A 14,400-nucleotide genomic window follows, 5' to 3' on the forward strand; every position below is an offset into this window, starting at 1 on the left:
ATGGGCTATGAAGGATTGGTGATCGTGTCACCTGCCCAACCACTGGTGAGCGTTGGCTACTTCCAGGATACGGAAAAAGAAGTCGACCTGGATTACTGCAATAAAACGAACATTTCCGTAATGCGCAGGGAGGTCGGCGGAGGTGCCACATATCTCGATGGTGACCAGATCTTCTATCAGGTCATATGGAATGCCAAGAGTGTCAAATTCCCTCGTAACGTAAAGGAAATCTTCCACTATCTATCAGTACCTCCTTGCAGGACATACAGGAAGTTTGGCATAAATGCAAGTTTCCGTGCCGAGAATGATATCGTAACTGACAGTGGCAAGAAGATCGCGGGCGAAGGCGGGGGCGATATCGGTGACTCAATGGTTTTTGTCGGCGGCATATTGATGGATTTTGACTACAAGACCATGAGCCGCGTCCTCAAAGTTCCGGACGAAAAATTCCGCGATAAAATATACAAAAGCATGGAAGAGAATCTTACAACGATGAAACGTGAACTCGGCACTATCCCTTCAAGAACCGATATCAAGCGGGTACTCATCGAAAATTTTGAGAAGATCATGGGACGATTGGAACCAGTGGAGATCGACAATACAACCATTTCGAAGATCAAAGAGATCGAGCAATGGTTCATGTCTGATTCTTTCCTGCACAAAAAGACCCCTCGCATTCCGCAAGGAGTCAAGATCAAAGAGGGCATCGAAATACTCTACGGACTGTACAAGGCGAGAGGTGGCCTGATCAGAAGCGCTGAGGAGATCGAAAATAAGAAAAAGATCAGAGATATTGTCGTCTCCGGAGATTTCAATCTGTTTCCTAAAGAAGCTCTGAGCGATGTGGAGAACGCGCTCAGAAACAAGGATTTCGATGAAGAAGTCATCAAGAGGGAAATCGCGCGAACTTACGAAAAGAAGAAGATCGAGTCGCCGGGCGTCGCACCCGAGGATATCGCGAAGACCATAACTGAAGCGAAATAGAACAAACCCGTAAGACTGTCTTTTCATCTAACCGGCGGCAAGAGAAACACTGTTCATATGTCTTCCTGTGCTCGGTAATGATTGACAGAATTGCATATTTGCATATAATAACCACTGTATTATCTGAATGAGTCGGGATCGGAAGAACAATCCAGGATGCAAAGGCAACTAAGGCTCATAAATACCCCCTCATTCTTATCAAATAATAAAATAGTCTGACATTTTGCCATAACAGGAGATAATTTTATAATGATAGATTTAAGAAAAAGTGACCCGCAGTTCAAGTGGGAGATTATCAAAAAAGAAGGTGGCGAAGGTCTGCTCAAATGCTTCGGATGCAGCGATTGCGCTGCCAGCTGTCCGGTCAGGTACTTTGACGAGCGCTATAACCCGCGTAAGATAATCCGATTTACTCTCCTGGGCATGAAGGATATGGTCCTGAAATCACCATTCCTTTGGTTCTGCGCACATTGCCATGCTTGTACAGAACGCTGCCCGCAGGGTATCAGAGTTGCCGAACTGATCAATGCGATAAAAAACTACGCGGTAGAGCAGGGATACTGTCCTGAGGGATACAAGATGCAGCTCGACCTGCTGATGAAAATGGGCCGGCTCTACGAAGTAGAGGATTTTGACCTGAAGAAACGCCAACGTCTCGGTCTACCACCGATTGACAAAACAATACCTGATGTCGCCAAGATATTGGCAGCCACAAACATCATCAAGGTCTTGAAGAAATGAGCAAGTACGCTATCTTCCTGGGCTGCACTGTTCCTGTCCGGGCACAACACTATGAACTCAGTGCTCGCAATGTCGCCACGCAACTCGGCATCGAGCTGGTTGAAATGTCCGGTGCATCGTGTTGTGGCTTTCCCTTGAAGGCGGTCGATGCAGAGACGGCGCTTCTTGTTGCTGCGCGAAACATTTCTCTTGCCAGCCGTCTCAAAACCGACATCGTCACTCTGTGCAATTCGTGCACCGCGATGCTTTCTGACGCACAAGCCCAACTCAGTAATGAAGAATTTCACAGCAAATTCAAACAAGTCGGCCTGTCGTACCCGCACGAAGTAAGGGTACGGCACTTTGTACGCATGCTGTACGAGGACATCGGAATCGAAAAGATAGGAAAAGTTGTGAAGAAATCCTTGAAACCTCTAAAGATAATGCCACACTATGGATGTCATTACATGCGACCTTCAACTCTATACGGCTTTGACAACGTCGAGGTACCACACACCCTGGACGAGCTGGTGAATGTAACCGGTGCCGAGTCTGTTAACTACGCGGATAAGAAAATGTGCTGCGGTGGCTCTGTACTCGGCGTCGACGAAAAACTAGCGATAACGATGGCCAATCACAAACTCAGTATCGCAAAAGAGAATGGCGTCGATGCGATCGTATCGATATGTCCGTTCTGCACAGTGATGTACGAAGACAATCAGCGCAAAGCTGAGGCGCAGTTTGAAAAACAATACGGAATTCCCGTGCTATATTACCCTCAACTCCTCGGATTGAGTCTTGGCCTCGATGCTAATGCCGTCGGTCTGAAGTTCAACAGGATCAAGCCCGACAACATCATAGATAAACTGACGCGGTGAGATAAATGAATAACAAAATCAGAGTACTGATATGTAACTGCCATAATTCGGTTAAACTGCCGAAGATAGACCTTGGACCGGGAATAGAAGTAGAACAGCACGACAATCTATGTAATGTTAAACCGCAAATCTCCCCAGAAGAGAAAATCGTGATCGCCGCGTGCAGTCCGAACCTGCTTGAAGGAATATATCCTGACATAAATGCCGAGTTTGTGAACATAATCGAACACGTTGTGTCAATCGGACACCCCTTCGAAAAAGCAGAACAAATGATCATCGCGGCGGTTGAAAAGATCAAAGAAACCGAGCCGATCAAGAAGAAAGTATTTGAGGTCAAGCACAAGAAAGCTCTTGTTATAGGCGGTGGAATAGCCGGTATCGAAGTTGCCTTCCAGTTGAGCAGAAATGGCATAGACGTCACGCTGGTCGAAAAAGATCCATTCCTGGGTGGAACCGTAGCTAAACTTGACCGCCTTTACCCCGCGGGAACGCCGTACAGCCATACCCTCATGCCTTTGATAAACAAATTACATGCATGCAAAAATGTAGAACCCCTTGTTAATACGGTAGTCACCAGCGTAAAAGGCAGGCCCGGCGAATATGCGATCGTACTGAATACAAGCCCCCGCGGCGTGACCGAGTGCATCAATTGCGGAAAATGCGTCGATGTTTGTCCGGTCGAAATCAACGATGACGGAAAAAGAAGAAAAGCAATATACTACGTTCCCACTCATCCTGATATGTACGCAATTGATTTTGCCGCATGCACTAAGTGCGGCGAGTGTGTCAAGGTCTGTCCCGGTAAAGTCGATCTCGAAGAGAAGTGCAGAGAAAAAGATATGCATGCGGGTGCAATTGTCGTAGCGACCGGTTTGAACTGGTACGATGTCAGTAAGGTGGAAGAATACGGCTACGGTCGTTTGTCGGGTGTCATGAAGACCCTTGAGTTCGAACGTGCTGTAGCATCAGGAGCGTTGCGGCCAAAAAAAGTCGCCATCATTTACTGCGCGGGTTCCCGTGACTCCAAGCATCTGCCCTATTGTTCTAAGATATGCTGCCTTCTGGGTCTGAAAGAGGCTAAATTAGTCACTGACCGTTTTCCGGAAACAGAAGTCTATGTGATCGCGATGGACATGAGAAGCTACGGCACATTTGAATATCTCTACAACAAACTCCGTGAGAAGGGCGTATCATTCATCAAGGGCAAACCCTCCGAGGTCTTCCAGCGCGATGGCCGTCTCGTTGTCCGAACCGAAGACCTCTACACAAACGAACTTCTTGAAATCGAGGTAGACAATGTAGTTTTGAGCTCAGGATTTGTAGCCGACAAGGAAACCTTTGAAAAATTGAACATGAAACTCGACGGTGATTTCCCAGTATTGTTCGAAAATGCCGGGCTCGGCACCCATGATTTGCCGAGGGGTATCTTCACTGCTGGAGCAGCCACGTTCCCGTCTGGGGTTGCGGAAACACTGATCGACGCGCGCAAGGCATCACACTCGGCCCTTAGCCTCCTCCGAGTAGATAAGATCGAAACAAGACTGCCCCAGGCGGCGATCGACGATGACATGTGCAGCCTCTGCCGTATGTGTATCGGCACCTGCCCTTACAATGCGATCTCAGTCGTCGACGACAAGATCAAAATCAATGAAGAATTATGCATGGGCTGTGGGACCTGTTCTGTTACCTGCCCGTCGTATGCAAGCCAATTGGAAGGATGGAATAACAAAGGTCTCTATGCACAAATACGTGCCCTTGTTCAGGAAGGAGACCTGCTGGCAATACTATGCCGCTGGTCGGCATACAATGCAACTGAAAGAGCTGCGCAGGACAAGCTGACCTACCACGAGAATGTTAAGATAGTCCGTGTCCCCTGTACCGGTGCAGTCGATCCCTCCCACGTCATGATGGCATTGAACAGAGGAGCAAAAGGAGTACTGATCGGTGGATGTTACCCAGATGCCTGCCACTACGCTCGTGGTAATTTCAGGGCTAGGGCTCGCGAGTTAATTCTCCGGCTCAATTTAGCCTCACTCGGAATGGACGAGAACCGCGTAAGGCTCGAGTGGATAGGCAAAGATGAAGCACAAAAATTCGTTGAAATCGTGAAGGAAATGAACGAGTGAAAAAAGAAATACACAAAATACTTGAATGCCTACATATCCTGGATTGCCTGAACAAGGATGTTGCATATTTCACAGAAATTTATATAATCAGGCATATGTCATTTTCTGTCTTGCAAAAAGGAGGAAATAAATGGCTAAGCCATTAGTCGCATTTTACTGGTGTGCCTCCTGCGGTGGCTGCGAAGAATCGGTCGTTGATCTTGCTGAAGATATACTGAAGGTCGTCGATGCAGTAGAATTTAGGCTCTTCCCGGTTGCCATGGATTTCAAATACTCAGACGTTGAGGCACTACCGGACAAAGGACTTGCAGTTAGTTTTATCAACGGCGCAATTCGCACCGGAGAGCAGAAACACCTCGCGGAATTGCTTCGCAAGAAATCGCAGCTCGTTGTTGCTTATGGTGCCTGTGCACATCTGGGTGGCATTCCAGGATTAGCAAATGTGGCAAATCGAAAAGAGATCTTTGAAACCGCCTATAAGAATACACCATCCACTTACAACCCCAAAGGAATTTATCCGCAGACCGTGACCGAAACCAAGTACGGTAAATTGACTTTACCTGAGATATTCGATACTGTTCAGACATTGGACCAGACGATCGACGTCGACTATTATCTTCCCGGATGCGCACCTCCACCAGACCTGGTCATGAAAGCGATAACGGCAATACTGGAAGGCAATCTTCCGGCAAAAGGTTCTGTGCTAACTTCTGAAAAAGCCCTTTGTGAAACCTGCGAGAGGAACAAAACGAAACCGGACAAGCTGGCAATCAAAGATATCAAAAGGATATCACACGTTATCGCAGATCCTGAAAAGTGTTTCCTTGCCGATGGCATCATCTGCCTGGGACCGGCTACGCGCGGCGGTTGCGGCGAGCGCTGCATAAACGCCAACATGCCATGTCGCGGCTGTTTTGGTCCGACCCGGGAAGTCAAGGACATGGGTGCGAGATTCATGTCCGGTCTCGCATCGATTATCGATGTCGATGATGAGGCTGAAGTGGAAAAGATCGCCCAATCGGTCATCGATCCAATCGGCTTGTTCTACATGTATTCTTTGCCGAGTTCAATAATCAACCGAAAGCAGGGGGTTTAGCATGTACAAAGAAATCACAATAGATCCGGTTACCCGTCTTGAGGGTCACGGAAAAATCGATATCTTCCTCGACGACAAGGGGGATGTTGCCCACGCCTGCATTCAAATCCCTGAATTGCGAGGATACGAGCGGTTCGCGATCGGCCGTCTTGCCGAAGAAATGCCACGCATCACCGAAACGATATGCGGTGTATGTCCAACCGCGCATCATACGTGTTCGGGGAAAGCGCTCGATGATCTGTACGGTGTAGAACCCCCACCCGCGGCCAGAAAAATCCGGGAAATGGTCTATAACACATTTATGTTTGAGGACCACAACCTGCACTTCTATTTCCTTGGCGGGCCAGACTTCATTGTCGGCCCAGCCGCACCAAAGGCCGAGCGTAATATTGTCGGAGTCATCGGCAAGGTCGGACTCGAAGCCGGGAAGAAAGTGATCGACATAAGAAAACGGGCGAGAAACATCATCCAGACCATGGGTGGCAGGGTCGTACATCCTGTGCATTGTTTGCCCGGCGGCGTTTCCAAACCCATGACAAAAGAAATGCAGCAGGAATTCAAGAAAACCGCTGAGGACTCGGTTGAATTCGCGAAATTCACGCTGCAGGCGTTTGACGATATCGTCTTAAAAAACAAAGCATACGTGGACCTGATAGTCGGCGATATCTATAAGCACCAAACCTACTACATGGGTTTGGTTGACGATAATAACAGGGTTAATTTCTACGACGGCTGGATCCGCGTCGTCGACCCGGATGGTAAGGAATTCGCAAAGTTCAAGGCTCAGGACTATCTGGATCACATTGCCGAAGGTGTTGAATCATGGACGTACATAAAATTCCCTTATCTGAAGAACGTCGGTTGGAAGGGCTTTGTTGACGGCAAGGAAAGCGGTGTTTACAGGGTCGCACCATTGGGCAGGTTGAATGTATCGGACGGTATGGCAACACCTCTTGCTCAGGAACATTATCAGAGATTCTATGATACTCTGGGCGGAAAACCCGTGCACAATACTCTAGCAACACACTGGGCTCGGTTGATCGAAGCGATGCAGGCTGCAGAAAGCATGGTCGCACTGATAAATGACCCGGAAATACTGGATCCCAATGTCCGCAACATGGACTTTCAGACCCCAAAGAAGGGAATCGGTGTTATCGAAGCGCCGAGGGGCACGTTGTTCCATCATTATGAGACCGACGAAAGAGGCAGGCTGACAAAAGCCAACCTGATAGTGGCGACAGTGAACAATTCAGCAGCGATCAATATGTCGGTCGAAAAGGCCGCACGCGGTTTGATCAAAGGTGGAAAAGTCGACGATGGCCTTCTCAATATGGTTGAAATGGCTTTCCGTGCTTACGATCCATGCTTTGCTTGCGCCACTCACACGGTAGATGGCCGTGTGCCGCTCGAAATAAACATTTACGATAACGAGCAAAGAGTAGTTAAATCTATAAAGACACACTGACATAACAGAGCAGTATCTCGAAATCCGGAGGGGAAGACTATTCTGCAGCGCGCAGTCCGGGTTGCAGAGTGATGGTCGCCGTTGAGGAAGGATTGCGCTGTCACGATCATGGGAATATCAAAACGTAGCCTTGTTTTTGGTATAGGCAATCCGTATCGCTGTGATGATGCGGTTGGTATCAGAGTAGCGCAGGAAATCGCAAGGCAAATCAAGAATCCAGACATTGACGTCAAATGGGGAAGCATCGACGGTGTCGCCATACTCGATGAAGTCGTTGGCTACGAAAGAGTGATCTTCATCGACTCGGTGAAAACCGGCAAAGGAAAGCCTGGCGATATCTACAAGATCAAACATGCCTCTGAAGAAAATACAGCATCATTTTCCTCCCACGGCATCAATTTTCTCACTGCACTAAGGTTCGGAGAAAAATTCAAACTCAAGATGCCCGTGCAAATAGACATCTACGCGATTGAAATCACAGACAATACTTCATTCAGCGAAGAATGCACCGAAGAAGTGGCAAGAAGCATAACACAAGCAGCACAGATAGTTATGGAAGAAATAAATGAATACCGCAATTGATACTGGTCGGAAAGAAACAGAGTAGAACATGATACGTTCGATCATCGAAACATCTCTTGTAGACTGGGACGGCAAACTGACAACCGTGCTTTTCTTCGATAAGTGTAATTTCATGTGTCCGTTCTGCCAGAACTGGGAATTAATATTGCATCCGGAAAGATTCCCTGTTATCGAGTGGACTCGGATCGAAACCATTCTTCTTTCAAAGAAATCATGGATTGACGGCGTAGTACTCACTGGCGGCGAACCGCTTGCGCAAACAAAAGAAGTCTTTGACATTACCCGCAGAATCAAGGCATTGGGTTTTCTCGTGAAAATCGATACAAATGGCGCCTATCCAGAAATCCTGCACGAAATGATCGAGAAAGGTCTGGTCGACTATGTTGCAATGGACATCAAAGCACCGCTTGATGACAGGTACGACAGCGCCGCCGGCAGAAAGATCGACCTTGCCGCCATAGAGCGGTCTATTAGCATGCTGATGAGAGGTCAAACTGACTACGAATTCCGCACAACCTGCGTGCCCCGTATCATCAACACGCGAACGATCGCGGAGATCGGGAAGCGCATCCAGGAAGCAAAAAGATGGTTTTTACAGCGATATGTTCCGGAAAACGCGTATAAAAAAGAATACAGGAATTTGCGTCAAATATCGGGAGCCGATGTGAGTGAAGTGCTCCGGATTGCACAGCAATATGTTACAAACGCTAAATGGCGGGGCAAAGAAACTTAGTAAAATGAGGTTGTCCGTTGACTTGCCAGCAATAATGGGTATAATCAATAAAGTATGAAAGAAGAATCCAAAATCAAACTGAATAACCTGCTCGTATCAAATTTGTTGAAAATTGCTTTTGCCACCGCAGATACTATGTTTTTCAAAAAGATATTGTTTCCTGTCATAGAAAAGGGTATACGGAGCGCTGTAGAACGTGTCCCTGGTCCTGTTACCTGGCCCGGCGTGCTCGACGACAAGTACTACATGCTACGGTCAATGGCTTACTCAACTCTGAAAATGGGACTTTCTTCCAAGTTCGCAACTACAGTTGTCAACAAAGCAATGCTGAGTAACCTGCGGATGAAAAAGGAAATCGAATTCAGAGGGAAATTTGGTTTTGACCCGCCCGGTTTCATGGTCATCTCACCGGCAAAACGGTGCAATCTCCGTTGCCGTGGCTGTTACGCAAATTCCGCGTCGGAGAAAGACCAACTTGACTATGACATCTTCACCAGAGTGATAGAAGAAATGCGACAATTCTGGGGGGCTCGTTTCGTTGTCGTCTCCGGTGGCGAACCGATGATGTATCGCTGGAACGGCAAAGGAATCTTGGACATATACAAAGAACATCCTGATTCTTTGTTTCTCATGTATACGAACGGCACGATGATAAATGACGAAGTGGCACAGAAGTTCTACAATCTCGCCAATATCACCCCGGCGATATCAGTGGAGGGAATGCAGAGAATTACAGAACAACGACGTGGCAAGGGTGTTTTCGAAAAGATAACTCAAGCCATGAAAACACTGAAGAAAAACCATGTCTTGTTCGGTGTGTCAATCACCGTCACCAAACATAATGCCGAGGAAATAGTGTCCGATGAATTCATTGATTACTACTTTAATAAACTCGGCGCCGGTTACGCATGGGTTTTTCATTATATGCCAATCGGCAGGGATATTGACCCAGACCTCATTCCAACCCCGGATCAGAGGATAATGCTGTGGGAAAAATCCTGGGAGATCGTGAAAAAGAGAAAGATCATGTTCGTCGATTTCTGGAACCATGGTCCAGTGTCCGATGGCTGCGTATCGGCCGGGAGACCGGGTGGCTATTTCTATATTGATTGGCAGGCCAAGGTCTATCCATGCGTTTTCTTCCCATACGCCGCAACCACGATGAACGAGATTTACGATAACGGAGGCGATCTGAATGACTTGATAAACCTGCCATTGTACTCTCGCATCCGCGACTGGCAGTTCAAGTACTGGAAAGAGGGCGACCTGCTTCGGCCGTGCCCGATACGTGATCATTACAGGATGGCTAAAAAGTTTGTCGTGGATACAAAGGCAATACCCTCTGACGAGGGAACTGCAGAAATAATAAAAGACCCGGTCTACGAAAAAAAGATGGATAATTATGACAAAGAACTCAAAAGAAGAACGACCCCCATCTGGGAGGATGTCTACTTACATGGCGCTCGACGCTGATAAGCAGTTAGAGATAATAAGAACCAATGTCGCGGAATTGATATCCGAAGAAGAACTACTATACAAACTAAAAGCAAAAAGAAAACTCCGGGTCAAACTCGGCATCGACCCTTCGGGTCCTGAAATCCACCTCGGCTTCAGCGTCGTCCTGCGCAAGCTAAGGCAGTTCCAGGACCTCGGACATACAGCGGTAATGGTTGTAGGCGACTTCACAGGGATGATCGGCGACCCGAGCGGTGTTTCCAAGACACGGCCAAAACTCACAAAGAAGCAGGTGGCAAAGAACATGGCAAAATACAAGGAGCAGATATTCCGTATCCTCGATCCTAAACGCACGGAATTCACCTACAACAGTAAGTGGCTGGGCGCGCTATCCATGTATGACCTTGTGGAACTGGCGTCGAAATACACGGTTGCCCGCATCCTCGAGCGTGATGATTTTTCTCAGCGTCTTAAAGACGGTCTGCCGGTCTACATGCATGAAATATTGTATCCGCTGTGCCAGGGATACGATTCAGTGGCGATCAGGGCAGATGTAGAACTCGGCGGTACCGATCAGAAATTCAACCTCCTCGTGGGACGGGAACTCATGCGTGAGTCTAGTATGGAACCGCAGGTGGTCTTGATGATGCCGATCCTCGAGGGCACCGACGGTGTGAGAAAGATGAGCAAGAGTTTCAACAACTACATAGGCATTACCGAATCACCCAAGCAGATGCTGGGCAAGATCATGTCTTTGCCCGATGAACTTATCATAAAATACTGGCGTTTGGCCACCGACGCTTTCCCCCACCGCATCGAGGAATACCGCATGGCTTTGGAGGACTGTTCGATGAACCCGCGCGATGCAAAAATCGACTTGGCAAAGACGCTGGTGCGGATGTATCACTCGGCGCAAGCCGCGCAGAAAACCGCAGAAGATTTCCAGCGTGTCTTCACGCAACGGGAACTACCCGAGAAGATAGATGAATACAAAGCAACAAAAATAAATAACAACATAATCGACCTGCTGGTCGAATCCAAATTAATGGGCTCTCGCAGCGAGGCAAAAAGAAAAATTCGCGAAGGGGCAATCGATGTCGACGGTGTGCGAGTCGATGACATTAATTATAGCGTAGAGTTAAAGCAACCCGTTGTACTGCGCGCCGGCAAACACAAATTCCTCAGAGTATCTAAGAAGTAACGCTCCTACCTCACCTGACTAATACGAATGATCTTTCATGTCTAACCTCTGGCGTCTCCAGCACCAGAAAGTAAGTACCCTGCGGGAGGTTCCTTGTGTTGAGAATTGATTCATGGACACCTGCGGGCTTGAAACCATCGTACACCGTTTCCACCAACTGGCCTACCGTGTTGTACAACTTCAGTGAAATATGTGTCGCGGTAGGTAATGAGAAAGAGATCAGTCCCGTATGTGAAACAGGATTCGGCAAAACTCGCATTTCGCATTTCGCAATCCGCAATTCTTTATTCTCCTCTACACCAGTGTACAAGTACCAGAACATGTTGTAGTAATCCTCAGCATACTGGTCGATCAGCGCGATCGCTGTATCAGGCCGATGAAACGGATATCCGTACACGATGTCGGCGAACATGACCGCGAATATCAAAGTGACAGTTGAATCAGGTGACACGTTGAATGGACCAGTGGAGACAACAAAGCTTTGATCATCAGGGTCCCCGGGGATTGTGTCAAGCGGTTCGTACGCACCAGTTAAATAATCGTATCCTGCCAGCACAGCGTATCGCTCCGGGTCTGTCTCTGGGTAGGGAAAAAAGAACTTCTTCAATGCTGTCATGCCTCTCTGCGGCCATTGCGATGGATCGCGCCAGTCAGGAACGCCGTCATTGTCCGCATCCCACAAGTATTGCGGAAGATTATTAACATAATATACGCTATCTCGCTCGTATTGATCGAGAATGCCGTCACCATCCTTATCCATGCCCACAATGAGGTCATATGGTGTCTGCAATAGATCTAGTCCAACAACACCCGGTTCCCACGGCGGTGTACCCGGTTCTTCGGTCAAATCCCACTGGTACGCGACGTTATCAACTGCTATTGTATCCGGCTCGATGAAGTACTTGTGATCGATAATTCCGCTAAATCGTTCATCAGCGTTCATCCACTCACCGATTTCGCCATTCATATATAAACCAATGTAGCAGTGAAATAGTGTATGGCAAGATACATTCTTTATTTCATCGACAAAGAAAATCATATCCTGTAAAAATGGAAGATCCCACACGTAGACAGTCTGATAAAACTCTATTCCGATCGGCCTTCCACCCTGCGTATGGTACGCAGAATCACAATCATTGAAACAGCACCATGAATCCTGATGAGATACCGCTTCCTGGGGTGCCATGGGAAATGTATCCACTGGCGGCGGCCAATTATACGGATACATATATATGATCGCACAAGGATGGCTCACCGACATACCGTCCAGACCGGGAGCGAATTCAGAGGACCACCACCAAGTCGTCACGAGCGTGTCACCGGTCAGAGAATCGATAGTACCGAACCAACTACCTGCTCCGTAGATGTAATTGTGGCCTGAGCCTACAGGCCACCAGCAGCCTGGTGTACCGTACTCAGTCAAGCCAAACATGCCGTAGTTGGAGATACACATCTCGACCCGGTTTGTGTCATGGCGTAATATCTGAAAATCTCGCCCCATACTTTCAGCACTCACGAATCCCAAGAGAAGAACACACATCACCTGTATCATCCCGCCAACTCCTTTCAAGATGTTCACCTCAAGATAACGATGGAACGAGATATCTTTAATTCACCCGTCTCCAATACCAGGAAATAAGTCCCCTGCGGCAGTTCCCCGGTGTTGAGAATTGATTCATGCACACCCGCGGTTTTGAAACCATCAAATACCGTTTCCACCAACTGGCCCAGCGAATTGTACAATTTCAGTGAAACACTGGTCGCAGCGGGCAGCGAAAAAGAAATCACCCCGTTATTTGAAATCGGATTCGGCGAAATTCGCATTTCGCATTTCGCAATCCGCAATTCTTTATTCTCCTCTATCCCTGTATACAAGTACCAGTACATGTTATAGTAATCCTCGGCATACTGGTCGATCAGCGCGAGTGCTGTATCAGGCCTTGCATATATGTTCATCCAATCGGCAAACATGACCGCGAAGACCAGTGTAACAACAGAATCAGGTTCCAGGTCAAAAGGACCGCTCGAGAGAAGGAATCGCTGGTCGTCAGGCGCCGGTGGGATTGTATCATACGGCTCATACACACCGGTCTGGAAATTGTATCCAGCAAGGGACTCGTAGCGATCAGAGTCGATGTTCGGCTCTATATTTAGAGAGTATCTTTTAAGCGCGGTCATACCTAATTGTGGCCACTGCGAAGGGTCGCGCCAGTCTGGTACGCCGTCAAGATCAACGTCCCACATTGAAGACGGTAGGATATTTACATAATATACGCTATCTCTCTCGTACTGGTCGAGAATACCATCGCCGTCCTTATCCATTCCTTCAACCAGATCGAACGGTGTCTGCAGCAGGTCAAAGCCGATCGTGCCTGGATACCATGGAGGTGAGCCAGACTCAATCACTTCCTGCCACTGGTAGGCAACGTTATCCACAACAATCGTATCTCCATCAACGACATATTCTCGATATACAATGCCACTATACCTGTCATTCGAAGAAGTTCCATCCTCATCACCAATGTCGCAATTCGTGAGAAGTCCAGAATAGCAGTTATGAAGGGTATGCCCGGAGACATTCTTAACATCGTAAATGAAGAATATCATATCTTCAACGCACGGTATATCCCAGGCATACACGGTCTGATAAACCTCTATGCCGATCGGTCTCGTATCGCCGGGGATATGGTAGACCACATCAGAGTCATTGAAGCAACACCATGAATCCTCATGTGATACCGTATCTTGCGGTGCCATTGGCAGCGTATCTGGCGGTGCCGGCCAGTTATCCGGGTGCGTGTAGATGATCGCAGCCGGATGACTTGGAGACCAACCCGAAAGGCCGGGAGCGAATTCAGCCGCACCGCCGTGTGCACTAAAACCGATCGTTACTAGTGTGTCGCCGGTCAGTGAGTCAATCGTACCGAACCACAGACCTGCCCCATAGATGTAATTGTGGTGCAATTCTGCAGGCCACCAGCAGCCATAATTATTTCCCGTTTCATCCTGACCGAATTTGCCGTAGTTAGAGATACACATCTCCACCCGGTTAGTGTCGTGCCGCAGTATCTGAAACTCTCGCCCGGTAGCCAAGGCATTCATGGGGTACAACGCTACCACAACGAGAAGCAACATCACGAGTTTTATCATGTCAGAGCAA

General features: G+C 48.0%; 12 protein-coding genes. 10 read left to right on the plus strand and 2 right to left on the minus strand.

Annotated features, from left to right (window positions below):
• The 10 genes from OEV79_06970 to tyrS form a co-directional block, all read left to right on the plus strand.
• Positions 1-984, plus strand: a 984-nt coding sequence (locus OEV79_06970; protein ID MDH4211175.1) for a lipoate--protein ligase family protein, incomplete at its 5' end; no start/stop codon positions are given.
• Positions 985-1,233: 249 nt separating this feature from the next.
• Entirely contained in the window at positions 1,234-1,725 is a 492-nt protein-coding gene (locus OEV79_06975; protein MDH4211176.1) for a 4Fe-4S dicluster domain-containing protein, read from the plus strand.
• Positions 1,722-2,582, plus strand: a complete 861-nt coding sequence (locus tag OEV79_06980; protein MDH4211177.1) for a CoB--CoM heterodisulfide reductase iron-sulfur subunit B family protein — start codon at positions 1,722-1,724, stop codon at positions 2,580-2,582. Before OEV79_06975 ends, OEV79_06980 begins: the two co-directional genes overlap by 4 nt.
• A 5-nt stretch (positions 2,583-2,587) precedes the next feature.
• The gene (locus tag OEV79_06985) at positions 2,588-4,708 is read left to right on the plus strand and encodes an FAD-dependent oxidoreductase (GenBank protein ID MDH4211178.1); all 2,121 of its coding nucleotides are present in this window, start codon (positions 2,588-2,590) and stop codon (positions 4,706-4,708) included.
• A 130-nt stretch (positions 4,709-4,838) separates the two neighbouring features.
• Positions 4,839-5,804 (plus strand): oxidoreductase, encoded by a 966-nt coding sequence (locus OEV79_06990; GenBank protein MDH4211179.1) that lies wholly within the window; start codon positions 4,839-4,841, stop codon positions 5,802-5,804.
• Position 5,805: 1 nt separating this feature from the next.
• Positions 5,806-7,269 carry a Ni/Fe hydrogenase subunit alpha gene (locus tag OEV79_06995; GenBank protein ID MDH4211180.1) on the plus strand — a complete coding sequence of 488 codons (1,464 nt, stop codon included), beginning with the start codon at positions 5,806-5,808 and terminating at the stop codon, positions 7,267-7,269.
• Between the two features lie 108 nt (positions 7,270-7,377).
• Complete coding sequence (locus OEV79_07000; protein MDH4211181.1) at positions 7,378-7,851, plus strand: hydrogenase maturation protease; 474 nt, start codon at positions 7,378-7,380, stop codon at positions 7,849-7,851.
• A 28-nt stretch (positions 7,852-7,879) separates the two neighbouring features.
• Positions 7,880-8,584 carry an anaerobic ribonucleoside-triphosphate reductase activating protein gene (locus OEV79_07005; GenBank protein MDH4211182.1) on the plus strand — a complete coding sequence of 235 codons (705 nt, stop codon included), beginning with the start codon at positions 7,880-7,882 and terminating at the stop codon, positions 8,582-8,584.
• Positions 8,585-8,638: 54 nt separating this feature from the next.
• Positions 8,639-10,057, plus strand: a complete 1,419-nt coding sequence (locus OEV79_07010; GenBank protein MDH4211183.1) for a radical SAM protein — start codon at positions 8,639-8,641, stop codon at positions 10,055-10,057.
• Positions 10,029-11,240: a tyrosine--tRNA ligase gene (gene tyrS / locus OEV79_07015; GenBank protein ID MDH4211184.1), complete on the plus strand. Its 1,212-nt coding sequence runs from the start codon at positions 10,029-10,031 to the stop codon at positions 11,238-11,240. The genes OEV79_07010 and tyrS overlap by 29 nt, the downstream gene beginning before the upstream one ends.
• Before the next feature lie 10 nt (positions 11,241-11,250).
• Here the strand turns inward: tyrS and OEV79_07020 are convergent, their stop codons facing one another.
• Both OEV79_07020 and OEV79_07025 read right to left on the minus strand, forming a co-directional pair.
• On the minus strand, positions 11,251-12,792 hold the full coding sequence (locus OEV79_07020) for a T9SS type A sorting domain-containing protein (protein ID MDH4211185.1): 1,542 nt from the start codon (positions 12,790-12,792) through the stop codon (positions 11,251-11,253).
• 23 nt (positions 12,793-12,815) lie between these two features.
• Positions 12,816-14,390 (minus strand): T9SS type A sorting domain-containing protein, encoded by a 1,575-nt coding sequence (locus OEV79_07025; GenBank protein MDH4211186.1) that lies wholly within the window; start codon positions 14,388-14,390, stop codon positions 12,816-12,818.
• Positions 14,391-14,400 lie beyond the last annotated feature (10 nt).

It is taken from the genome of candidate division WOR-3 bacterium, assembly GCA_029858255.1.
Lineage (GTDB): Bacteria > Hydrothermota > Tepidihabitantia > SM23-42 > SM23-42 > SM23-42.